The organism is Pseudomonas syringae (assembly GCF_002157375.1).
In the GTDB taxonomy this organism is placed as follows: Bacteria; Pseudomonadota; Gammaproteobacteria; order Pseudomonadales; family Pseudomonadaceae; genus Aquipseudomonas; species Aquipseudomonas syringae_T.
This window is the reverse complement of record NZ_MTSA01000016.1, coordinates 72,844-94,687: the sequence shown is the minus strand read 5'-3', so window position 1 is coordinate 94,687 and position 21,844 is coordinate 72,844. Positions and strand designations below refer to the sequence as shown.

The following is a 21,844-nucleotide window of genomic DNA, read 5'->3' as shown; positions in this document are numbered from 1 at the left end:
AGTGATAAGCTCGCACACCATGAATATCTATAGCTCCCGCCCCGTTGTCCTCTGTCTTTCCGGTCACGACCCTAGTGGTGGCGCCGGTATACAGGCTGATATAGAAGCCCTGCTCGCCCAAGGCTGCCACGCCGCTGCGGCCATTACTGCACTCACGGTGCAAGACACCGTGAATGTCAGTGATTTTCGCGTGATGGATCGCGAATGGGTGCTGGCCCAGGCCAATGCCGTTCTGAACGATTCGTCTGTCGCTGCCGTCAAGCTGGGCATGTTGGGCTCGCTGGAAATGGTCGATACCGTTGTCGAACTGTTGCAGGCCAACCCGCACCTGCCAATGGTCTGCGACCCCGTGCTGCGGGCGGGCGGCGGCGGACGACTGGGCAAGGACGAAGTCGGTTATGCCATGCGCGAACAGCTGTTGCCATTGTGCGCAATTGCAACGCCAAACCTGCCGGAAGCACGCATCCTTGCCGAGCTGCCTGAGGGTACCGCGGACGAGTGTGCAGAAAAACTGCTGCCTTTTTGTGAATACCTGCTTATCACTGGCGGGCATGGTGATGAGCAGCAAATCCATAATCGACTGTACATACGCGGCGGCCAGACTCACACTTTTGTCTGCGAACGCCTGCCCGGCAGTTATCACGGTTCCGGATGCACACTGGCCAGCGCGCTGGCCGGGCGTCTTGCCCAAGGCGAAGAACGGGTCAGCGCCGTGAAGTCGGCACTGGATTACACCTGGCGCACACTGCGCGATGCCGAACAGCTGGGCCGGGGGCAATTTGTGCCTCGTCGCCTACCGCTGGATTTCTGTTCGTAACGCACTGCCATGAGGCTCGATTCATGAAACTACGTGGCCTGTACGCCATTACCGACAGCCAGTTGCTGACCGGCAGATTCCTGTCTTACGTCGAGGCGGCACTGGAGGGCGGCGTGACCCTGCTGCAATACCGTGACAAGACCCATGACGAGTCCCGCCGTCTGCGCGAGGCCACCGAGCTGCTCAAGCTCTGTGAGCGCTACAAGACCCGACTGATCATCAACGACGACGCCGAACTGGCGGCGCGTCTGGGGGTCGGGGTGCATCTGGGGCAGTCAGACGGCTCGCTGCCGGATGCCCGGGCGTTGCTGGGGCACAAGGCGATTGTCGGCGCGACCTGCCACGGCAATCTGGAACTGGCGGAACGGGCCAAGGCCGACGGCGCGACCTATGTGGCGTTTGGCAGATTTTTCAGCTCGCAAACCAAGCCTGGCGCCCCGGCAGTGCCGCTGGACCTGATCGCTCAGGTCCGTGCCAGGGTGCATTTGCCGATTGCGGTGATCGGCGGCATCACCCTGGAAAACGCTCCGCCACTGGTCGAACACGGCGCCGACCTGCTGGCCGTGATCCACGGCCTGTTCGGTGCCGAAAACACCCGGGAAGTCACCCGCCGGGCAAAAGCGTTTACGGCGTTGTTGTAGGGCTGCTGACTGTCAGAAACCCCTCGTTCCTCACGTTCCAGCGTGGAAGCTTGCGTCCCACCATAAGCTCAAGGTCGGACGCGGCGCATGGGCACGAGCGTCATATGTGCGCAGCATTTGTTATAGTGCGCGTTCCTGCGCCTTCTCTGGCTCATGCCACTCAATAAAGCAGCCCTTTATAAAGCTGCCCGCCTCGGCTGACCCCAGCGTAGACACGAATTCCCCGTTTCAAAGCAGAGACCCGATCATGTCCCGTTCCGAAACACTGTTCGCCAACGCCCAAAAACACATCCCCGGTGGCGTCAATTCGCCGGTTCGCGCTTTCAAGAGCGTGGGCGGTACGCCGCTGTTCTTCAAGCATGCTGCTGGCGCTTACGTGACTGACGAAGACGACAAGCGCTACGTGGATTACGTGGGCTCCTGGGGGCCGATGATTCTCGGTCACAGCCACCCGGACGTGCTCGACGCTGTGCGCAGCCAGCTGGAACACGGGCTGTCCTACGGTGCGCCGACGGCGATGGAAACCGAAATGGCCGATCTGGTCTGCGAACTGGTGCCCTCGATGGAAATGGTGCGCATGGTCAGCTCGGGCACTGAAGCCACCATGAGCGCGATTCGTCTGGCCCGTGGTTTTACCGGCCGCGACAGCATCATCAAATTCGAAGGCTGCTACCACGGCCATTCCGACAGCCTGCTGGTCAAGGCCGGTTCCGGCGCACTGACGCTGGGCGTGCCAAGCTCCCCCGGCGTACCGGCCGCTTTCGCGAAACACACCCTGACCGTGCCGTTCAATGACCTGAACGCCGTGCGCGACCTGCTGGCCGAAGTCGGCCAGGAAGTGGCGTGCATCATCGTCGAACCGGTGGCCGGCAACATGAACTGCGTGCCACCTGCGCCGGGCTACCTGCAAGGGCTGCGCGCCCTGTGCGACGAGCATGGCGTAGTGTTGATTTTCGACGAAGTGATGACCGGTTTTCGTGTAGCCCTTGGCGGCGCACAGGCTTACTACGACGTGAAGCCTGACCTGAGCACGTTCGGCAAGATCATCGGGGGCGGCATGCCGGTCGGCTGCTTTGGTGGCAAACGCGAAATCATGTCGCACATCGCGCCGCTCGGCCCGGTCTATCAAGCGGGCACCCTGTCGGGCAACCCTTTGGCGATGGCTGCGGGCCTGACCACCTTGCGCCTGATCAGCCGTCCTGGCTTCCACGATGAACTGAGCGACTACACCCGCCGCCTGCTCGAAGGCCTGCAACAGCGCGCTGACGCAGCAGGTATCGCCTTTGTAACGACTCAGGCAGGCGGCATGTTCGGCCTGTACTTCAGCGAAGCGAGCGAAATTGTTACGTTTGAAGACGTAATGACCAGCGATGCCGAGCGCTTCAAGCGGTTCTTCCACCTGATGCTGGAAGGCGGCGTCTACCTGGCGCCAAGCGCGTTCGAGGCCGGTTTCACCTCCATCGCCCACGGCGATGCCGAGTTGAAACTGACACTGGACGCTGCCGAAAAGGCCTTTGCCGCGCTGAAATAAAACCGTCCGGTTCACTTGCGCAGGGCGTCATTCAACCGGCGCAAGTGAAGTCCGTGAATGAAACGGAACGTTAAGTGCGTATTTTGCTTCTACAATGCAGGGCGAAAACTGCAAATACACGGCACGGGAAGTTCTGTTTCAGGTAATGACCCCGTAAAGAAGGGCTTTTTTCGGCCGTGCAGCAGAAAATCCGTAAAGACTTTGTAAGGTTGGCTCTGCTTATTTCATAATGCGCAGCCAGCACATTTAGCTGGTCGGGCATGCCCGCACCTTTTTCAGAGGTAAGTCGACTCCCATGAACCGCACCGGCCGCACCCTTGTATTGGGCTGCCTGTTGCTTGTCTATCCTCTGCTGGCAAATGCCGGCGGCAACTCGTTGTTAATTCCGGCGATGGGTCGTTGCACCCTGAATACTCAGCCAGAGAACCTGCCAGCGGCGCTTGCTGCCTGTCAGCAGGCTGCTCAGGGCGGGGATGCGCAGGCGCAATACGAGTTGGGTGAGTTCTATTACGAGGGCAAGCATGCACCTCGCGATTTGCCGCAGGCGCTGAGTTACTTCGAACAGGCGTCGTTGCAGGGCCACGCCCAGGCGCAGTATCAACTGGGCTTGATGTTCAGCCGTGGTGAAGGTGTACAAGCCAATAACATTCAGGCGTATATCGTGCTGAAGATGGCCGCGGTCAACGGTTCGGAAGAAGCGCTGGACGCCGCAGACGAAGTGTCGGCGAAGATGCAGCGCGACGAACTGGAAGTGGCCACTCAGGTGCTGGGCCAGATCTTCCGCAAATACCTGCTCGAACTGCAAACCGCCGAAGGTCGCAGCCCGTTCTCCCCATTGCCCTGATCCGGTTTCGTCCAGGGCAATCGCCGCTCATACCCTCGACAACTACTTTTCCGGCATCGGCATGGGAAACGGCATGACATTGCTGGTGCCACGCGCCTCGCTGATCTTTGGCGTGCCCATGCGCTCGACTTCATCGATACGCACAATCGAGTGCATCGGCACAAAACTGCGCACCACGCCTTCGAACTGGGCCTTGAGCTTCTCCTCGCTCGGGTCTACCACCACAGTCGTGCGCTCGCCGAAGACGAACTCTTCCACTTCCAGAAAGCCCCACAGATCACTTTGATAGATCTGCTTGGCATACATTTCAAACACCTGTCCCTGGTTAAGAAAAATCACCTTGTAGATTGGAGCTTCGCGTTTGGTCATAACGGGCGGGTAACGATCAGAGATGAAAAAGGGGCGCGGACTATAGCATGTCCGCCCGCCTCGTCGGACAGCCAACGCTAGGAACCGGAGCCCTTCATCCTTATAATGCTCGGTTCACTGAATCGGTTGATGATCACGCATGGCCAAGAAGCTTTACATCGAAACCCACGGTTGCCAGATGAACGAGTACGACAGCTCGCGCATGGTCGACCTGCTGGGCGAACATCAGGCTCTGGAAGTCACCGCTCGCGCGGAAGACGCCGACGTGATTCTGCTCAACACCTGCTCGATTCGCGAGCGCGCTCAGGACCGGGTGTATTCCCAACTGGGCCGCTGGCGCGAACTGAAACTGGCCAACCCCGAGATGGTGATTGCCGTCGGCGGCTGCGTGGCCAGCCAGGAAGGCGCTGCCATCCGCGACCGGGCGCCCTACGTAGACGTCGTGTTCGGCCCGCAAACCTTGCACCGCCTGCCGGAAATGATCGACGCGGCCCGCATCACGCGCCTGCCACAGGTTGACGTCTCGTTCCCAGAAATCGAAAAATTCGACCATTTGCCCGAACCTCGCGTCGATGGCCCGAGCGCTTACGTGTCGGTCATGGAGGGCTGCAGCAAGTACTGCACGTTCTGCGTGGTGCCGTACACCCGTGGCGAAGAAGTCAGCCGACCGTTTGACGACGTGCTGACCGAGGTCACTCACCTGGCCGAGTACGGCGTGCGCGAAGTCACCCTGCTGGGGCAGAACGTCAACGGTTATCGCGGCGCCACCCACGACGGGCGCGTCGCGGACCTGGCTGACCTGATCCGGGCCGTTGCCGCCGTCGATGGCATCGACCGCATCCGTTACACCACCTCGCACCCGCTGGAGTTCTCCGACAGCCTGATTCAGGCGCACGCGGACGTCCCGGAGCTGGTCAAACACCTGCATTTGCCGGTGCAGTCAGGCTCAGACCGCATTCTGGCGGCCATGAAGCGTAACCACACCACGCTGGAATACAAATCCAGGCTGCGCAAACTCAGGGCCGCCGTGCCAGGCATCAGCATCAGTTCGGACTTCATCGTCGGCTTCCCGGGCGAGACCGAAAAAGATTTCGACAACACCATGAAGCTGATCGAAGACGTTGGTTTCGACTTCTCGTTCTCGTTCATCTACAGCCCGCGTCCCGGAACGCCAGCCGCCGACCTGAAGGACGATACGCCGGAAGCACTCAAGAAAGAGCGACTGGCCGCCCTGCAACATCGCCTGAACCAGCAGGGTTTCGAGATCAGCCGACAAATGGTAGGCAGCACGCAACGCATCCTGGTGACCGATTACTCGAAGAAGGACCCCGGCGAACTGCAAGGCCGTACCGAGAACAACCGGATCGTCAATTTTCGCTGCGACAACCCCCGGTTGATCGGGCAGTTTGCCGATGTACACATTGACGACGCACAGCCTCATTCTTTGCGTGGCTCGCTGCTACAGTAAGGTGGGTATCCCGCCACAGAAACGAATCGCCGAATGAATTCGTTTCTGTGCGGTCCCTACCTTTGAGCACGGTGAACTCCTGGCGCGGCCTTTAACAAGGCAAAGCTTTCGCATAACCACCGCCAGAGGGTATTCTTCAATACATTCAAATTGCCGCCGGACGGCCATTAAACGACCTTGAACGCACCCATAGAACCTCATCGCTTCACCCTCGAACCTTTCGAGGCCCACCGTTTCGCCAACCTGTGCGGGCAACTCGACGAGCACTTGCGCCTGATCGAACAACGCCTGGACATCGAGATCCGCAATCGCGGCAATCAATTCGAACTCATTGGCGAGACCACACACACCCAATCTGCCGAGAATCTGCTGCGCCGCCTGTACCGGGAAACCAAAGGTACCGAGCTGACGCCGGACATGGTTCACCTGTTTCTTCAGGAATCAGGCGTCGACGGCCTGGACAACCACCCTGCCGCTGAAGTTGGCGTCTCGCTGCGTACCAAAAAGGGCATGATTCGCCCGCGTGGCCTGAATCAGCAGCGTTACGTCAAGGAAGTGCTCAGCAACGATATCAACTTCGGTATCGGCCCTGCGGGCACTGGCAAGACGTACCTGGCGGTGGCTTGCGCGGTCGACGCACTGGAGCGCGAGCAAATCCGCCGCATCCTGCTGGTGCGTCCGGCCGTCGAAGCGGGCGAGAAGCTCGGCTTCCTGCCGGGCGACCTGGCGCAGAAGATCGACCCGTACCTGCGCCCGCTGTATGACGCGCTGTACGAGATGCTCGGTTTCGAATACGTCGCCAAGCTGATCGAGAAACAGGTCATTGAAGTTGCACCGCTGGCGTACATGCGCGGACGCACCCTTAATAACAGCTTCATCATTCTCGACGAAAGTCAGAACACCACCGTCGAGCAGATGAAGATGTTCCTGACCCGTATTGGCTTTGGCTCCACCGCCGTGATCACCGGTGACATCACTCAGGTCGACCTGCCCAAGGGCACCCGGTCGGGTCTGACGCACGTCATCGATGTGCTCAAGGACGTGCCGGGCATCAGCTTCACGCATTTCAAACCCAAGGATGTGGTTCGCCACCCGCTGGTGCAGCGCATCGTTGAAGCCTACGAGCGCTTCGATGACCGGCTCAGCGATGGCCCGTCGGGCAACAATAGCTACTCACGGGACAAGAACCGCGATGCTTGAGCTGGATCTGCAGGTCGCCAGCGAGACAAGCGCCCCCAGCGAAGCCCAGTTCCGCCTCTGGTGTGAAATGGGCCTGCGCCAGCGCAGTGCCGATTCCGAGCTGACGATCCGGCTGGTTGACGAAACCGAAGGCCGTGAGCTCAATCACACCTGGCGGCACAAGGATTACGCCACCAATGTGCTGTCTTTCCCGGCGGACGTTCCAGACGACATGCTGGACATCCCGTTACTGGGCGATCTGGTCGTCTGCGTTCCGGTGGTCAACCGTGAAGCAGCCGAACAGGGCAAGTCCATCGACGCGCACTGGGCGCACATGGTCATTCATGGTTGCCTTCATCTGTTGGGTTACGACCACATCGATGATGAAGAAGCCGAAGAAATGGAAGCACTGGAACGAACGTTGCTTGAGGAGTTGGGCTACCCCGACCCTTACGCTGACGACGAAAGTGCCGACCTCTCCCATTCAGACACACCCAGCAAGGACCACGAGTAAGGGCTATGAGCGAAGATCGATCGAGCAACGGGCAAAAGTCATGGTTGGGTAAACTGACCCAGGCCTTTGTCCATGAGCCGAAAAACCGCCAGGAGCTGCTTGAGCTGCTGCGCGAAGCCCACCAGAACAAACTGCTGGACAGCGAAGCGCTGGCCATCGTCGAGGGCGCCATTCAAGTGGCTGACCTGCAAGTGCGCGACATCATGGTGCCGCGTTCGCAGATGATCAGCATCAAGGCGACCCAGACACCCCGCGAGTTCCTGCCCGCGGTCATCGATGCAGCGCATTCGCGCTACCCGGTGATCGGCGAAAGCCACGACGACGTGCTCGGCGTGCTGCTGGCCAAGGACTTGCTGCCACTGATCCTCAAGGCTGACGGCGACAGCGATGACGTCAAGAAGCTGCTGCGTCCGGCCACGTTCGTGCCCGAGTCCAAGCGCCTCAACGTATTGCTGCGCGAGTTCCGCGCCAACCACAACCACATGGCCATCGTCATCGACGAATACGGCGGCGTGGCGGGCCTGGTGACCATCGAAGACGTCCTGGAACAGATCGTGGGCGACATCGAGGACGAGCACGACGTCGAGGAAGACAGCTACATCAAACCACTGCCCAGCGGCGACTTCCTGGTCAAGGCCCTGACGCCGGTCGAGAACTTCAACGCGTTCTTCGACAGCAGCTTTTCGGATGACGAGTTCGACACCGTGGGCGGTCTGGTGATGAATGCGTTCGGTCATTTGCCCAAGCGCAACGAAATCACCGAAATCGGCGCCTATCGCTTCCGCATCCTGAGCGCTGACAGTCGTCGCATTCACTTGCTGCGGGTAAGCCCGATTTCACGTCCGTAATCACCGTCCGCACCAACCTGATGTCGCGTTAAGGAATCTACATGCGCTGGATAACCCGCCCCGGCTGGCCCGGTAATCTGCTGGCCCTGGTGGCTGGCGGACTCACGACTCTGGCCCTGGCGCCCTTCGACATCTGGCCGTTGGTGCTGGTGGCGGTGGCGATGTTCTATCTGGGGCTGCGCGACCTGAACCCGCGTCAGGCGCTGGCGCGCGGCTGGTGCTACGGCTTCGGGCTGTACGGTGCCGGTACCAGCTGGATCTACGTGAGCATTCACACCTACGGCGGTGCTTCGGTGCTGCTGGCAGGTCTGCTGATGCTGCTGTTCATCGCCGCCATCGCCCTTTTCTTCGCCCTGCCCGCCTGGCTATGGGCACGCTGGCTGCGCCGCAATGAGGCACCCCTTGCCGATGCACTGGCGTTTGCCGCCTTGTGGCTGGGGCAGGAAGCGTTTCGCGGCTGGTTTCTGACCGGGTTTCCGTGGCTCTATTCCGGTTACAGCCAGCTCGACGGGCCGCTTGCCGGGCTTGCTCCGGTGGGCGGCGTCTGGCTGATCTCGTTTGCACTGGGCCTGACTGCCGCACTGTTGTGCAACCTGCACCGCTTGCGGGCACGCCCATCCTTTCTGGTCATGGGCGTGCTGCTGTTGCTCGCGCCGTGGGTCGCAGGCCTCGCCCTGAAAAATCACGCCTGGACCTCGCCCTCCGGCCCGCCGCTGAAAGTCGCGGCGCTGCAAGGCAACATCGAACAAAGCATGAAATGGGACCCGCAGAAGCTCAACGACCAGTTGGCGCTGTACCGGGACATGACGTTCCGCTCGCAGCAGGCCGATCTGATCGTCTGGCCGGAGACCGCCATACCGGTTCTCAAGGAAAGCGCAGAAGGCTACCTGGCGATGATGGGCAAGTTCGCCTCCGACCGTGGCGCGGCGCTGATCACGGGTGTTCCGGTGCGCGAACCGACCGGGCGTGGCGAGTATCGCTACTACAACGGGATTACGGTCACCGGCCAGGGTGACGGCACCTACTACAAGCAGAAACTCGTTCCGTTCGGTGAATACGTGCCGCTGCAAGACCTGCTGCGCGGGCTGATTTCCTTCTTTGATCTGCCGATGTCGGACTTCGCCCGAGGCCCGAACGATCAGGCCCTGTTGCAGGCCAAGGGTTACCAGATCGCGCCGTTCATCTGCTACGAAGTGGTCTACCCGGAGTTTGCCGCAGGCCTGTCGGCGCAGAGTGACCTGCTGCTGACGGTCAGCAATGACACCTGGTTCGGCACCTCGATCGGTCCTTTGCAGCATTTGCAGATGGCCCAGATGCGCGCCCTTGAAGCGGGCCGCTGGATGATCCGCGCCACTAACAATGGCGTGACGGCGCTGATCGACCCGTTCGGCAAAATCACGGTGCAGATTCCGCAGTTCGAGCGCGGCGTGTTGTATGGCGAAGTCGTGCCGATGCACGAGCTCACGCCTTATCTGCACTGGCGCTCCTGGCCACTGGCAATCATCTGCCTGCTGCTGTTCGGCTGGGCGCTGATGGCGGCGCGGATTTCCAAGACGGTCTGACTGACAGGCCCAAAGCCGATGTCGCCTGCTTTCAGGTGGCATCGGCTTTCGGTCATTGACCGGCCCGATAGATCCACGGGTACACCAGCAGACCCGCCGCTTCGTTAAGCAACACCCCGCTTTGCGTGAACACTCGACTCTCGGGCAACCAACCGCCAAAAGGCCGCGCGTTGTCCACGCCAAGGAAGCCGACCGGCGCACTCACCACGGTAAAACCCGCCTGTTCGAAACTCCAGCGCGCCCGCGGCATGTGCCAGGCTTGCGTGATCAGCACCACACGCTTGATGCCCAGCGGTTGCAGAACCCGGGCGGTCAGGGTCGCGTTTTCCCACGTGGTGCGGCTCTGCCCTTCCTGCCAGCGCACCGTCACGCCAAAGTCTTGCTGCAGCGACTGCGCCATGATGGCCGCCTCGCTGGGGGGCTGATCGAAATGCAAGCCACCGGTGGTCAGAATCGGCAAACCGGACTCTTTCGCCAATCGAGCCGCCAGACGCAGCCGCTCCAACCCCAGGCCGGTCGGCGTATCGGTGCCCCAAGTGGGCGAGTTGCGCTCACGCCCGTTGCCCAATACCACGATGGCATCTGCCTGCTGCGCCAACATTGGCCATTGTGCCAGCGGCAACGGTGGAATCTGCTCCAGCCGGCGAGCTGAAATCTCCACCACGACAGGCAGGCTCATCAGCCACAAACCACCCAGCCCGAGGGCAAAACAGGCGGCAGCCAGACGCGGGCGGGATCGGCGCAGCCACCACGCGGCGATCAGCAGCAGAAACAGAATGCCGGGCGGTAAAAAGAGGGTTTTGAGCAGATAACGCAAAGGCATCGGAACATCTCCAGAGATGCCCGAAGCCTAGAATGTTTGAAGCCGGGCAACAATGCCGGAATGGCAGGCGCTCAGCCTGCGTGCAGGAACAGGATTGTGCTGCCTAACTGTGACGGCCCAGCCGCATCGATACTCTCGCTCGTCGCTTGTCTTTCAGCCAGATAATGGTGGCTGTCGCTTTAGGCGCCTTGATCGACCCGCTGTGCCCTGTTGACGCCGCGTAGCTGTCCTCTACGCTGATCGCCCCGTGTGTCGCCATCGTGTATTTCTCGAGATAGGCTTCGATCCATGCGAACTCGGCACGACTCAAGCCCTGAAGCTCAAGCTCGGCGGGCAACTCGTTTCGGAGCCGCACCGAGGTACTTGCCGTTTCAAGGGCAAGCCCGAGACGATCGATCAAACGTTCATACAGCTCAGATGTACTTGCAACGTGCTGCAACTCTGTCATCCGCTCACCTCCGCGGGGATAATCATCACCCTCGTCGTTGAGCTTAGCGCTGCTTCGAAAACAGGTAGGGCACGACGACCAACGGCCAGATAGAGCGGTCAGACGGGCTTTGCCCGTGTGAGAGGCAATCAGGGTTTCCCTCGATAGACGGCCCTCATGTATGCTACGGCGCTTCCTGTAATTCCACTTCCGCGCTCTTGAGCCCGAACGCACCGCACAGACAGTTGCAATTGTCCGCCACGCGGTGCCGACCTGACTCGGCAAAGCAATGAAGAGGTCAAGGGTCACTAATCTTTAGTCAAAAGTAGCCATGCACGAACTCTATCAGCCCCGTGAAATCGAAGCCGCCGCCCAAACGTTCTGGGACGAGCAAAAGTCTTTTGAAGTCAGTGAACAGCCAGGCAAGGAAACATTCTATTGCCTGTCGATGTTCCCTTACCCGAGCGGCAAGCTGCACATGGGTCATGTGCGCAACTACACCATTGGTGACGTGATCTCCCGCTATCAGCGCATGCTAGGCAAAAATGTCCTGCAACCCCTGGGCTGGGACGCATTCGGCATGCCGGCTGAAAACGCCGCCATCGACAACAACGTCGCACCCGCCAAGTGGACCTACGAAAACATCGATTACATGAAGACCCAGCTCAAGAGCCTGGGCCTGGCAATCGACTGGTCCCGTGAGATCACCACCTGCAAGCCTGATTACTACCGCTGGGAACAATGGCTGTTCACTCGCCTGTTCGAAAAAGGCGTGATCTATCGCAAGAACGGCACCGTGAACTGGGACCCTGTCGACCAGACAGTACTGGCCAACGAGCAGGTCATTGACGGTCGTGGCTGGCGCTCCGGCGCGCTGATCGAAAAGCGCGAAATCCCGATGTACTACTTCAAGATCACCGCCTACGCCGACGAGCTGCTGGAAAGCCTCGACGAGCTGCCGGGCTGGCCTGAACAGGTCAAGACCATGCAGCGCAACTGGATCGGCAGATCGCGCGGCATGGAAGTGCAGTTTCCGTACGACCAGGCTTCGATTGGCGAAGCGGGCGCACTGAAAGTCTTCACCACTCGCCCCGACACCCTGATGGGCGCGACCTACGTCGCCGTTGCCGCCGAACACCCGCTGGCCACCCTGGCAGCGCAAGGCAACCCTGCGCTGCAGGCTTTCATCGATGAGTGCAAGGGCGGCAGCGTTGCCGAAGCCGATGTTGCCACTCAGGAAAAGAAAGGCCAGCCGACCTCGCTGTTCGTTGAACACCCGCTGACTGGCGAAAAACTGCCGGTGTGGGTCGCCAACTACGTGCTGATGCATTACGGCGACGGCGCGGTGATGGCTGTGCCGGCTCACGACGAGCGCGATTTTGAATTTGCCACCCAGTACGGCCTGCCAATCAAGCCTGTGGTGCGCACCAGTGCGGGTGATGAAACACCCGCACCTTGGCAGCCAGCCTACGGCGAGCATGGCGAACTGATCAATTCCGGTGAGTTCAGCGGCCTGAAGTTCCAGGAGGCGTTCGACGCCATTGAAGCGGTGCTGGTCAGGAAAACCCTGGGCCAGTCCCGCACCCAGTTCCGCCTGCGCGACTGGGGCATCAGCCGTCAGCGTTATTGGGGCTGCCCGATCCCGATCGTGCATTGCGACACCTGCGGCGACGTGCCAGTCCCGGAAGACCAGTTGCCTGTCGTCCTCCCGGAGGACGTGGTGCCCGACGGCGCAGGTTCGCCATTGGCGCGCATGCCCGAGTTCTACGAATGCAGTTGCCCCAAGTGCGGCGCACCGGCCAAGCGTGAAACCGACACGATGGACACCTTTGTGGAGTCGTCCTGGTACTACGCGCGCTATGCCTCTCCGCAGTACGAAGGTGGTCTGGTCGAGCCGAACGCGGCCAATCACTGGCTGCCGGTGGATCAGTACATTGGCGGTATCGAACACGCGATTCTTCACCTGCTTTACGCTCGCTTCTTCCACAAGCTGATGCGCGACGAAGGCCTGGTGACGTCGAACGAACCGTTCAAGAACCTGCTGACTCAGGGCATGGTCAACGCCGAAACCTATTTCCGCATGGAAACCAGCGGCAAAAAGACCTGGATCAACCCGGCCGACGTGACCCTCGAAAGAGACGCCAAGGCCAAGGTGATCAGCGCCACGCTGACCCGCGACGGCCTGCCGGTTGAAATCGGCGGCACCGAGAAGATGTCGAAGTCGAAGAAGAACGGCATCGACCCGCAGACCATGATCGATCAGTACGGCGCAGACACGTGCCGCCTGTTCATGATGTTCGCCTCCCCGCCTGACATGAGCCTGGAATGGTCCGACTCGGGTGTCGAAGGCTCGCATCGCTTCCTGCGCCGCGTATGGCGTCTGGCTCAGGCGCATGTCGGCCAGGGTCCGTCGGGCTCGCTCGACGTTGCGGCACTGACCGACGAGCAGAAAGCCGTTCGCCGCTCGATTCATCAGGCCATCAGGCAAGCGAGCCAGGATATTGGCCAGAACCAGAAATTCAACACCGCGGTCGCGCAAGTGATGACGCTGATGAACGTGCTGGAAAAAGCCCCGCAAGCCACGCCGCAGGATCGCGCATTGCTGCAGGAAGGCCTGGAAACGGTCACCCTGTTGCTGGCACCGATCACGCCGCACATCAGCCATGAGTTGTGGAAGCAGCTGGGCCATGATCAGCCGGTCATCGACGCGGGCTGGCCTGCGTTCGACGCCAATGCACTGGTGCAGGACAGCCTGCAACTGGTCATCCAGGTCAACGGCAAGCTGCGCGGCCATATCGAAATGCCTGCCAGCGCCAGCCGTGAAGAAGTCGAGGCGGCTGCACGCATCAACGAGAACGTATTGCGCTTCACTGATGGCCTGACCATTCGCAAGGTGATTGTCGTGCCTGGCAAGCTGGTCAACATCGTCGCAAGCTGATTGGATCGGGCGCCCTGCGAACGCCGGGCGCCGACTATATTTCCAGGGCACGCACTGGCGGCCCAAACGGATTCAAGGGGAGCATCAAGATGATCAAACGCAATTTGCTGGTGATGGGCCTGGCTGTTCTGTTGAGTGCCTGTGGCTTCCACCTGCGTGGCACCGGCACCGCGGAGCTTGCGCTCAAAGAGCTGGATGTCAGCGCACGCAACGCCTACGGCGAAACCGTGACACAGTTGACGCGTCTGCTGACCAGCTCCGGCGTCAAGGTATACACCGGCGCGCCTTACAAGCTGATCCTGACCAATGAAGCAGAAACCCAGCGCACCATCAGCTATTCCGGTTCGGGCCGCTCGGCCGAGTACCAGCTGACCACCACCCTGACCTATGAAGTGCATGGTGATCGGGATCGCGTACTGCTGGACAACAAAGTCAGCGCAGACCGCTCCTACGTACACGATGGCAACAACCTGACCGGTTCCGATCAGGAAGCGTCGCAAGTACGTCAGGAAATGCGCAATGACCTGATCCAGAAGTTGATGGCCCGTCTGCAACAGCTGACACCTGCCCGTCTTGACGAACTGCAGGCCAAGGCCGATGCGGTCGCCAAGGCCGAAGCCGACGCACTGGAAGCGGCTCAACGCATCCGTGACGAGACGCCTCAGCAGTCGCCTGTCGAAGTTCCGGCCAGGTAAGTGTCCGGGGCCAGTGGTCTGGCCCCGACATCTTCTGACTCATGAAACTCGCCCCTGCCCAACTGGGTAAACACCTGCAAGGTGCGCTTGCGCCTGTCTACGTGATCAGCGGTGACGACCCGCTGCTCTGTCAGGAGGCTGCCGACGCTGTTCGCGCCGCCACACGCCAGCAAGGCTTCGATGAACGCCAGGTCTTCAGCGCCGACGCCAGCTTCGACTGGGGCACCTTGCTTCAGGCGGGTGCCAGCATGTCGTTGTTCGCCGAGCGCCGTCTTCTGGAGCTGCGCCTGCCTTCGGGCAAGCCCGGTGACAAAGGCGCTGCGGCGCTCATGGAATACTGCGCCAGGCCTGCTGAAGACACGCTGCTGCTGATCAGCCTGCCCAAGCTCGACGGAAGCGCGCAGAAGACCAAATGGGGCAAGGCACTGATCGACGGTGCGCAGACCCAGTTCGTGCAGATCTGGCCGGTGGACATCGGTCAGTTGCCGCAATGGATACGCCAGCGTCTTTCCCAGGCCGGGCTTGCCGCTACCCAGGATGCGGTCGAACTGATTGCTGCACGGGTCGAAGGCAACCTGCTCGCCGCCGCGCAGGAAATCGAAAAGCTCAAATTGATGGCCGAAGAAGGCCAGATCACTGTCGAGACGGTGCAGGCTGCCGTAGCAGACAGTGCGCGCTTCGATGTTTTCGGCCTGACCGATGCCGTGCTCAACGGCGAAGCCGCCCACGCCTTGCGCATGCTTGAGGGCCTGCGCGGCGAAGGCGTCGAAACACCGGTGATCCTCTGGGCGCTGACCCGAGAACTGCGGGCGCTGGCCAACATGTCCCAGCAGTTCAGCCAGGGTGTGCCGCTCGACAAGGTGTTCAGCTCGGCCCGGCCGCCGATCTGGGACAAACGCAAACCCTTGATGAGTAAAGCCCTGCAACGTCACTCGGCGAAACGCTGGAGCCAGCTACTCATGGATGCACAACGCATCGACGCGCAGATCAAGGGCCAGGCAGCAGGCTCGCCGTGGAGCAGCCTGAGCCGACTGGCGCTGCTGATGGCGGGACAGAGGCTGGCGTTGCCTGCGGAGTAAGCCCCATGTGCGCAGTAGTGGATGGTCTGCTTGAGGTCGTGTGTCGTGCCATTTTTTACCCGGTCGGATGGCCAGTCGTAAAACTTCTGACGCTGGGCAAATACCCGTTGAAAGGCTCCTGGTTCAAAGAAACCCCGGATGCAAACTGGACGACGGGAATCGGAGCAGCCGTCCTGGCCCTCATCATGATGGCGCTGTTTCACCAACTCGATTTTTGATCGATCCTGCGCTCAGCGTTACGCCCCCACAGGTATTCATTCATCCAGCCAACTGCGCGCTTAACGCCATAGCACACCACTATTAGACATAACCGCCAATCTGCCCGATGATTTGCCTCGCTTTACAACCCCCCTCAGGAGTACCCGCCATGAGCAAGCCAAAACGGCCGAACAAGGCCAAATCCATCATTGCCCAACCCTTGTTCCGCAGTCGTCAGGAACAACCGTCCAAGGGCAAAGGCAGCTACCGCCGCGAAGCCTTCCAGTCTAAAAGCTGGGAGGCTTCCTGCTTTATGGCTGCCTGATATCGAGCAACATCTCCGAGGCGCTTTCAACCGCTTAGCCGTGTTATGGTCTGCACCTAACGGTAATACCCTTGGACTCAAGCATGCCTTCTCGTTTTACCCATCGCCCGCAGCTGCGCCAACTCATCGCTGCCTCCAGCCTTATTGCCCTGGTAGCCTGCGCAGAAAAACCCACTGCAGCCGATGCCACGCCGCTCCAGTCCAGCAAAGTGCAGACAAACCCTCCCGCGGTGGCCCCCACGCCCGCGCTGGTCGTCGATGACACCCTCACGATTCAACCCGCCGTCAGCTTCAGCGAATGGCAGGCCGGTTTTCGCGCCCAAGCGTTGAAGGCAGGTATCCGTGCGGACGTGTTCGACCTGGCATTTGCCGGTGTCACACCCGACATGAGCGTCGTGAAGGCCGACCGCAGCCAGCCCGAGTTCAGCCGCCCGGTCTGGGAATACCTCGACGGCGCAATTTCTGCTGTTCGCGTGCGCAAGGGTCAGGCAATGCTTTCGCAGTACGCTGACGACCTGCAAAAGATCGAGCAGCAGTACGGCGTGGACCGTCAGGCACTGGTCGCGGTGTGGGGGATGGAGAGTAATTTCGGGTCGTTCCAGGGTTCGCAATCGGTCATTCGCTCGCTGGCGACGCTGGCCTATGAAGGCCGTCGCCCGGGTTTCGCGCAGAGCCAGTTGCTGGCCGCGCTGGAAATCATCCAGCACGGCGACATCACTCCGGACAAGATGCTCGGTTCGTGGGCCGGTGCGATGGGTCAGACCCAGTTCATCCCGACCACTTACAACACTCACGCCGTGGACTTTGACGGCGATGGCCGCCGCGATATCTGGAATACCCCGGCAGACGCCCTCGCCTCCACCGCGCATTACCTGCAAAGCTCCGGCTGGCAGCGGGGTCAGCCGTGGGGCTTTGAAGTGGTGCTGGGCACGGGGTTCGATTACTCGCTCGCCGACTCGACAACCCGCAAGAGCCTTGCCGAATGGCAGCAGCTGGGCCTGAAGCAACCCGACGGCTCGGCGATTCCGGTTGCCGCCAGCCAGCAGCAGGCGGCATTGCTGTTGCCTGCGGGCTATCGTGGGCCTGCGTTCCTGGTGCTGGATAACTTCCGCGCCATCCTCAAGTACAACAACTCTACGTCCTACGCGCTGGCGATCAGTTTGCTGTCCGACCGTTTCAAGGGTGCCGGGTACGTCGTAGGCAGCTGGCCGCGTGGAGACCTGCCGCTGAGCCGCTCTGAGCGTATCGAGCTGCAAACCCTGCTCTCGGCCCGTCAATACGACGCAGGCGCGCCCGACGGCATTATCGGGGCCAATACGCGCAAGGCAATCCGTAGTGCGCAGCAGTCGTTCGGTTGGCCAGCCGATGGTTACCCGACGCATGAGTTGCTGGAGAACCTGCGCAAGCCAGCCGGGCAGTAATCGGGAGGACGCAGAGCGTCCAGAACGGCATGCCAACGCAGAGCATTGGCACGATAGCGCTCTTACGGGCGTCTATCTTTCCTCACGCTCCAGCGTGGGAATGCATTTCCGGACGCTCTGCGTCCACTCTCGACCAAAGATGCGTCGCGAACGGCATGCCAACGCAAAGCATTGGCACGATAGCGATCTTACGGACGCCTATCGTTCCTCACGCTCCAGCGTGGGAATGCATTTCCGGACGCTCTGCGTCCACTCTCGACCAAAGATGCGTCGCGAACGGCATGCCAACGCAGAGCATTGGCACGATAGCGATGTTACGGACGTCTATCGTTCCTCACGCTCCAGCGTGGGAATGCATTTCCGGACGCTCTGCGTCCAATCTCAACCAAAGATGCGTCGCGAACGGCGTGCCAACGCGCAGCATTGGTACGATAGCGTTCTTACGGACGCCTATCGTTCCTCACGCTCCAGCGTGGGAATGCATTTCCGGACGCTCTGCGTCCACTCTCGACCAAAGATGCGTCGCGAACGGCATGCCAACGCAGAGCATTGGCACGATAGCGATGTTACGGACGTCTATCGTTCCTCACGCTCCAGCGTGGGAATGCATTTCCGGACGCTCTGCGTCCAATCTCAACCAAAGATGCGTCGCGAACGGCGTGCCAACGCGCAGCATTGGTACGATAGCGTTCTTACGGACGCCTATCGTTCCTCACGCTCCAGCGTGGGAATGCATTTCCGGACGCTCTGCGTCCACTCTCGACCAAAGATGCGGTGAAGCGTGTGACGCGGAGCGTCGGCACGATAATCAACCGCAAACAAAAAAGGGCCAGGTATCGCTACCTGGCCCTTCTTGTTTTGCGGCTTGCTGTCAGAGCATCGACTTGGCGATCTTGGCCTGTTCGTCAGCGTGGTACGACGAGCGCACCAGAGGGCCTGACGCGACGTTCTTGAAGCCCATCTTGTAACCTTCCTCGGCGAACCAGGCGAAGGTGTCCGGGTGAACGAAGCGCTGAACCGGCAGGTGATTGCGCGACGGCTGCAGGTACTGGCCCAGCGTCAGCATGTCGATGTCGTGCTCACGCATGCGCTTCATGACTTCGATGACTTCTTCGTCGGTCTCGCCCAGCCCCAGCATCAGCCCGGACTTGGTCGGCACGTGCGGGACCATCTGCTTGAAGCGTTGCAGGAGGGTCAGCGACCACTGGTAGTCCGAACCCGGACGCGCAGCCTTGTACAGACGCGGTACGGTTTCCAGGTTGTGGTTGAACACATCCGGCGGCTCGGCAGCGGTGATTTCCAGCGCGACGTCCATCCGGCCACGGTAATCCGGCACCAGCGTTTCAAGCTGGACGCCCGGCGACAGCAGGCGGATCTCGCGGATGCAGTCGGCAAAGTGCTGGGCACCGCCATCACGCAGGTCATCACGGTCTACCGACGTGATCACCACGTACTTGAGACGCAGGTCGGCAATCGCAATTGCAAGGCTCTTCGGCTCATCGGCGTCGAGCGCCTTCGGACGGCCGTGGCCCACGTCACAGAACGGGCAGCGACGGGTGCAGATGTCGCCCATGATCATGAAGGTCGCGGTGCCACCGGAGAAGCATTCGCCCAGGTTCGGGCAGGATGCTTCTTCGCAGACGCTGTGGAGCTTGTGCTTGCGAAGCAGTTGCTTGATACGGTCGACTTCCGGGGAAACCGGGATGCGCACGCGGATCCAGTCAGGCTTCTTCGGCAGATCAACGGTTGGAATGATCTTGACCGGGATGCGCGCAACCTTTTCCGCTCCGCGCAGCTTGACGCCGGCTTCGACTTTCGGACGGGCCACACGCTCGGAAACGTCAAGCGTCGGGATCAGGGTTTGCACGGTGTCAGTCATAATGGTTTATTCCGCCCGTAAGGGTCGCCTGCTCAGCGTAGTCGAGGTGTTTGACGAGCTGCGCACGCAGTCGGACACTTACCTCGGAAAATTCTATCTGCCCTGCCTGATCGCTCAGTTGGGTCATGGCCAGCCCGGCGTAGCCGCAAGGGTTGATGCGGCGGAACGGCTCGAGGTCCATGTCGACGTTCAACGCCAGACCATGAAACGAACAGCCGTTGCGAATGCGCAGCCCCAGCGACGCGATCTTCGCACCGTCGACGTAGACGCCCGGGGCGTCGGCCTTGGCCGCCGCCGCCACGCCGTAATCGTCCAGCAGGGCAATCAGCGTGGTTTCGATTCGGGTGACCAGATCGCGCACGCCGAAGCCAAGGCGTCTGACGTCGAGCATCAGGTACGCGACCAGTTGGCCCGGACCATGATAAGTCACTTGGCCGCCACGATCGACCTGTACGACAGGAATATTGCCCGGCAGCAGCAAATGCTCGGGCTTACCGGACTGCCCCTGAGTGAAGACCGGCGGGTGCTGAACCAGCCAGACTTCGTCAGCAGCGTCCCGGCCACGACCGTCGGTGAAGCGCTGCATGGCGTGCCAGACGGTTTCGTAATCGATCAGACCCAGATCACGAAATCCCAAGGCACCGCTCATCAGAGCACCATATGCACGAAACCCGTCGCGCGAAGGGCACTATTGATATCGCGCAGTTGATCTTCGCTGGTCGCGACGATGTGCAACTGGACGGTGGTGTATTTGCCGTTGGTGCTCTGACGCTCGGCGAGCGTCGCGTGGTCGACCTCGGCGTACTTGTTCAGGACTTCCATCACGGCAGCCTTGAAGCCCACACTGGTGTCGCCGATCACTTTGATCGGGTAGTCATTGCAGGGAAATTCGATTTTGTGCGACTTGATGTCGGTATCGGTCATGGCAGTAAAGGTCTCACAAGCCGTGACGACGGACACGCAGCCCGCTCAGATCATGAGCAGGCTGCGAGAAGGTCGGCAGTAGTTACTGGAAGGTCAGTTGAACAAGCCGTAGAAGAACAGGCGAATGCTATCCCACACGCGGCGGAAAATGCCACCTTCCTCGACGGCTTCGAGCGCGACCAGATTGGAGGTACGAACCACCTGATCGTCTTTCTTGACTTCAACCTTGCCGATCACGTCGCCCTTGGCGATAGGCGCAACCAGCTGCGGGTTCATGGTCATGCTGGCGGACAGCTTTTTCATGTCGCCTTTAGGCATGGTCATGCTCAGATCTTCAGCCAGACCGGCCTTGACCTGACGCTCGGTGCCTTTCCAGACCGTCGCTTGAGCCAGTTCGGTGCCTTTCTGATAGAAGTTCTGGGTCTCGTAGAAACGGAAACCGTACGTCAGCAACTTCTGGGTTTCAGCCGCACGGGCCTGTTCGCTGTTGGTGCCAAACACCACGGCGATCAGACGCATGCCGTCACGCACTGCCGAAGACACCATGCAATAGCCGGCTTCGTCGGTGTGACCGGTCTTCAGGCCGTCAACAGTCTTGTCGCGCCACAGCAGCAGGTTGCGGTTAGGCTGTTTGATGCCGTTCCAGAAGAACTCCTTCTGCGAGTAGATCGCATAGTGAGCCGGGTCTTCGTGAATGATCGCACGGGCCAGAATCGCCATGTCATGAGCCGACGAGTAGTGATCCGGGTTCGGCAGACCGGTCGGGTTCATGAAGTGGCTGTTGGTCATGCCCAGATCGGCAGCCGTCTTGTTCATCATGTCGGCAAATGCATCTTCGCTGCCGGCAATGTGCTCGGAGATCGCGACGCTGGCGTCGTTACCCGACTGGATGATGATGCCGTGCAGCAGATCGCTGACCGTCACCTGGCTGCCCACCTTGATAAACATCCGCGAACCGCCTGTGCGCCAGGCGTTTTCACTGATGGTCACCGGATCGTTTTCGCCGATCTGGCCGCGACGAATTTCCAGGGTCGCGATGTAAGCGGTCATCAGCTTGGTCAGGCTGGCAGGCGCGAGGCGCTGGTCACCGTTGTTCTCGACCAGAACGTTGCCGCTGGTGGCGTCCATCAGCACGTAGGACTTGGCCGCCAGTTGCGGTGCGGCAGGCGTCATCTGCTCTGCAGCCCAGGCAGCCGGGGTGATTATCAATGGAACAAGCAGGCACAAGCGTTTTGCAAAGGTGGTGATGTTCATCCGTCTCTCGAGAATCCTAATGGGCAAACATGCCCTTGCGGGCAAAACTGAACAGACCGGCGAAGCGAAAAACGCTTCGGTACGGCTCGTGGCGCCAGGCTGTAACCC

22 protein-coding genes are annotated in these 21,844 nt (G+C 60.5%); 15 read left to right on the top strand and 7 right to left on the bottom strand.

Features of this window, described 5'->3' with window-relative positions; all coding sequences use genetic code 11:
* Positions 1-19 precede the first annotated feature (19 nt).
* From BW686_RS20105 to BW686_RS20090, 4 genes are all read left to right on the top strand, one after another.
* Positions 20-817, top strand: coding sequence for a hydroxymethylpyrimidine/phosphomethylpyrimidine kinase (locus BW686_RS20105; RefSeq protein ID WP_084919251.1), 798 nt, complete (start codon positions 20-22; stop codon positions 815-817).
* 23 nt (positions 818-840) lie between these two features.
* Positions 841-1,458 carry a thiamine phosphate synthase gene (gene thiE / locus BW686_RS20100; protein WP_084919250.1) on the top strand — a complete coding sequence of 206 codons (618 nt, stop codon included), beginning with the start codon at positions 841-843 and terminating at the stop codon, positions 1,456-1,458.
* 247 nt (positions 1,459-1,705) lie between these two features.
* The gene (gene hemL, locus BW686_RS20095; RefSeq protein ID WP_084919249.1) at positions 1,706-2,989 is read left to right on the top strand and encodes a glutamate-1-semialdehyde 2,1-aminomutase; all 1,284 of its coding nucleotides are present in this window, start codon (positions 1,706-1,708) and stop codon (positions 2,987-2,989) included.
* A gap of 295 nt (positions 2,990-3,284) precedes the next feature.
* Positions 3,285-3,833, top strand: coding sequence for a tetratricopeptide repeat protein (locus BW686_RS20090; RefSeq protein WP_084919248.1), 549 nt, complete (start codon positions 3,285-3,287; stop codon positions 3,831-3,833).
* A gap of 42 nt (positions 3,834-3,875) precedes the next feature.
* Here the strand turns inward: BW686_RS20090 and BW686_RS20085 are convergent, their stop codons facing one another.
* The gene (locus BW686_RS20085; protein WP_003313868.1) at positions 3,876-4,202 is read right to left on the bottom strand and encodes a DUF1820 family protein; all 327 of its coding nucleotides are present in this window, start codon (positions 4,200-4,202) and stop codon (positions 3,876-3,878) included.
* 139 nt (positions 4,203-4,341) lie between these two features.
* Between BW686_RS20085 and miaB the strand changes: the two genes are divergently transcribed.
* The 5 genes from miaB to lnt all read left to right on the top strand — a co-directional run bounded on the left by miaB (position 4,342) and on the right by lnt (position 9,773).
* Positions 4,342-5,670, top strand: a complete 1,329-nt coding sequence (gene miaB / locus BW686_RS20080) for a tRNA (N6-isopentenyl adenosine(37)-C2)-methylthiotransferase MiaB (protein ID WP_084919247.1) — start codon at positions 4,342-4,344, stop codon at positions 5,668-5,670.
* A 177-nt stretch (positions 5,671-5,847) separates the two neighbouring features.
* A complete protein-coding gene (locus tag BW686_RS20075; RefSeq protein WP_084919246.1) occupies positions 5,848-6,870 on the top strand; it encodes a PhoH family protein in 1,023 nt (340 codons plus the stop codon).
* Entirely contained in the window at positions 6,863-7,363 is a 501-nt protein-coding gene (gene ybeY, locus BW686_RS20070; RefSeq protein ID WP_084919245.1) for an rRNA maturation RNase YbeY, read from the top strand. The genes BW686_RS20075 and ybeY overlap by 8 nt, the downstream gene beginning before the upstream one ends.
* 5 nt (positions 7,364-7,368) lie before the next feature.
* Positions 7,369-8,211 (top strand): HlyC/CorC family transporter, encoded by an 843-nt coding sequence (locus tag BW686_RS20065; RefSeq protein WP_084919244.1) that lies wholly within the window; start codon positions 7,369-7,371, stop codon positions 8,209-8,211.
* Positions 8,212-8,252: 41 nt separating this feature from the next.
* A complete protein-coding gene (gene lnt, locus BW686_RS20060) occupies positions 8,253-9,773 on the top strand; it encodes an apolipoprotein N-acyltransferase (RefSeq protein WP_084919243.1) in 1,521 nt (506 codons plus the stop codon).
* Between the two features lie 52 nt (positions 9,774-9,825).
* On the opposite strand, the gene BW686_RS20055 is transcribed toward lnt, so the two are convergent.
* Positions 9,826-10,596, bottom strand: coding sequence for a YdcF family protein (locus tag BW686_RS20055; RefSeq protein WP_084919242.1), 771 nt, complete (start codon positions 10,594-10,596; stop codon positions 9,826-9,828).
* 103 nt (positions 10,597-10,699) lie between these two features.
* Complete coding sequence (locus BW686_RS20050; protein ID WP_084919241.1) at positions 10,700-11,044, bottom strand: hypothetical protein; 345 nt, start codon at positions 11,042-11,044, stop codon at positions 10,700-10,702.
* 310 nt (positions 11,045-11,354) lie between these two features.
* Here BW686_RS20050 and leuS point away from each other — a divergent pair, with 310 nt between their 5' ends.
* The 6 genes from leuS to BW686_RS20020 all read left to right on the top strand — a co-directional run bounded on the left by leuS (position 11,355) and on the right by BW686_RS20020 (position 17,679).
* Positions 11,355-13,961 (top strand): leucine--tRNA ligase, encoded by a 2,607-nt coding sequence (gene leuS / locus BW686_RS20045; protein ID WP_084919240.1) that lies wholly within the window; start codon positions 11,355-11,357, stop codon positions 13,959-13,961.
* Between the two features lie 89 nt (positions 13,962-14,050).
* Positions 14,051-14,656: an LPS-assembly lipoprotein LptE gene (locus BW686_RS20040; protein ID WP_084919239.1), complete on the top strand. Its 606-nt coding sequence runs from the start codon at positions 14,051-14,053 to the stop codon at positions 14,654-14,656.
* A 41-nt stretch (positions 14,657-14,697) separates the two neighbouring features.
* Complete coding sequence (gene holA / locus BW686_RS20035; RefSeq protein ID WP_084919238.1) at positions 14,698-15,735, top strand: DNA polymerase III subunit delta; 1,038 nt, start codon at positions 14,698-14,700, stop codon at positions 15,733-15,735.
* A gap of 5 nt (positions 15,736-15,740) precedes the next feature.
* Positions 15,741-15,953 carry a hypothetical protein gene (locus BW686_RS20030; protein ID WP_084919237.1) on the top strand — a complete coding sequence of 71 codons (213 nt, stop codon included), beginning with the start codon at positions 15,741-15,743 and terminating at the stop codon, positions 15,951-15,953.
* Positions 15,954-16,102: 149 nt separating this feature from the next.
* Positions 16,103-16,258 (top strand): alternative ribosome rescue factor ArfA, encoded by a 156-nt coding sequence (gene arfA / locus BW686_RS20025; protein WP_003376569.1) that lies wholly within the window; start codon positions 16,103-16,105, stop codon positions 16,256-16,258.
* A gap of 83 nt (positions 16,259-16,341) precedes the next feature.
* Complete coding sequence (locus BW686_RS20020; protein WP_084919236.1) at positions 16,342-17,679, top strand: lytic murein transglycosylase; 1,338 nt, start codon at positions 16,342-16,344, stop codon at positions 17,677-17,679.
* A gap of 871 nt (positions 17,680-18,550) precedes the next feature.
* Here BW686_RS20020 and lipA read toward each other — a convergent pair.
* The 4 genes from lipA to BW686_RS19995 form a co-directional block, all read right to left on the bottom strand.
* Positions 18,551-19,558: a lipoyl synthase gene (gene lipA / locus BW686_RS20010; RefSeq protein ID WP_084919235.1), complete on the bottom strand. Its 1,008-nt coding sequence runs from the start codon at positions 19,556-19,558 to the stop codon at positions 18,551-18,553.
* Positions 19,551-20,207 carry a lipoyl(octanoyl) transferase LipB gene (lipB, locus tag BW686_RS20005; RefSeq protein ID WP_084919234.1) on the bottom strand — a complete coding sequence of 219 codons (657 nt, stop codon included), beginning with the start codon at positions 20,205-20,207 and terminating at the stop codon, positions 19,551-19,553. Before lipB ends, lipA begins: the two co-directional genes overlap by 8 nt.
* On the bottom strand, positions 20,207-20,482 hold the full coding sequence (locus BW686_RS20000) for a DUF493 domain-containing protein (RefSeq protein ID WP_084919233.1): 276 nt from the start codon (positions 20,480-20,482) through the stop codon (positions 20,207-20,209). The genes lipB and BW686_RS20000 overlap by 1 nt, the downstream gene beginning before the upstream one ends.
* 93 nt (positions 20,483-20,575) lie before the next feature.
* Complete coding sequence (locus BW686_RS19995) at positions 20,576-21,736, bottom strand: D-alanyl-D-alanine carboxypeptidase family protein (protein WP_084919232.1); 1,161 nt, start codon at positions 21,734-21,736, stop codon at positions 20,576-20,578.
* Positions 21,737-21,844: the final 108 nt, after the last annotated feature.

Coding starts and splice junctions, on each gene's coding strand:
- BW686_RS20000 (WP_084919233.1), bottom strand. CDS start 20,482: ATGACCGATACCGACATCAAGTCGCACAAAATCGAATTTCCCTGCAAT.
- BW686_RS20030 (WP_084919237.1), top strand. CDS start 15,741: ATGTGCGCAGTAGTGGATGGTCTGCTTGAGGTCGTGTGTCGTGCCATT.
- BW686_RS20085 (WP_003313868.1), bottom strand. CDS start 4,202: ATGACCAAACGCGAAGCTCCAATCTACAAGGTGATTTTTCTTAACCAG.
- lipA (WP_084919235.1), bottom strand. CDS start 19,558: ATGACTGACACCGTGCAAACCCTGATCCCGACGCTTGACGTTTCCGAG.
- holA (WP_084919238.1), top strand. CDS start 14,698: ATGAAACTCGCCCCTGCCCAACTGGGTAAACACCTGCAAGGTGCGCTT.
- BW686_RS20020 (WP_084919236.1), top strand. CDS start 16,342: ATGCCTTCTCGTTTTACCCATCGCCCGCAGCTGCGCCAACTCATCGCT.
- BW686_RS19995 (WP_084919232.1), bottom strand. CDS start 21,736: ATGAACATCACCACCTTTGCAAAACGCTTGTGCCTGCTTGTTCCATTG.
- arfA (WP_003376569.1), top strand. CDS start 16,103: ATGAGCAAGCCAAAACGGCCGAACAAGGCCAAATCCATCATTGCCCAA.
- BW686_RS20105 (WP_084919251.1), top strand. CDS start 20: ATGAATATCTATAGCTCCCGCCCCGTTGTCCTCTGTCTTTCCGGTCAC.
- leuS (WP_084919240.1), top strand. CDS start 11,355: ATGCACGAACTCTATCAGCCCCGTGAAATCGAAGCCGCCGCCCAAACG.
- BW686_RS20090 (WP_084919248.1), top strand. CDS start 3,285: ATGAACCGCACCGGCCGCACCCTTGTATTGGGCTGCCTGTTGCTTGTC.
- BW686_RS20065 (WP_084919244.1), top strand. CDS start 7,369: ATGAGCGAAGATCGATCGAGCAACGGGCAAAAGTCATGGTTGGGTAAA.
- thiE (WP_084919250.1), top strand. CDS start 841: ATGAAACTACGTGGCCTGTACGCCATTACCGACAGCCAGTTGCTGACC.
- ybeY (WP_084919245.1), top strand. CDS start 6,863: ATGCTTGAGCTGGATCTGCAGGTCGCCAGCGAGACAAGCGCCCCCAGC.
- miaB (WP_084919247.1), top strand. CDS start 4,342: ATGGCCAAGAAGCTTTACATCGAAACCCACGGTTGCCAGATGAACGAG.
- lipB (WP_084919234.1), bottom strand. CDS start 20,207: ATGAGCGGTGCCTTGGGATTTCGTGATCTGGGTCTGATCGATTACGAA.
- hemL (WP_084919249.1), top strand. CDS start 1,706: ATGTCCCGTTCCGAAACACTGTTCGCCAACGCCCAAAAACACATCCCC.
- BW686_RS20050 (WP_084919241.1), bottom strand. CDS start 11,044: ATGACAGAGTTGCAGCACGTTGCAAGTACATCTGAGCTGTATGAACGT.
- lnt (WP_084919243.1), top strand. CDS start 8,253: ATGCGCTGGATAACCCGCCCCGGCTGGCCCGGTAATCTGCTGGCCCTG.
- BW686_RS20055 (WP_084919242.1), bottom strand. CDS start 10,596: ATGCCTTTGCGTTATCTGCTCAAAACCCTCTTTTTACCGCCCGGCATT.
- BW686_RS20040 (WP_084919239.1), top strand. CDS start 14,051: ATGATCAAACGCAATTTGCTGGTGATGGGCCTGGCTGTTCTGTTGAGT.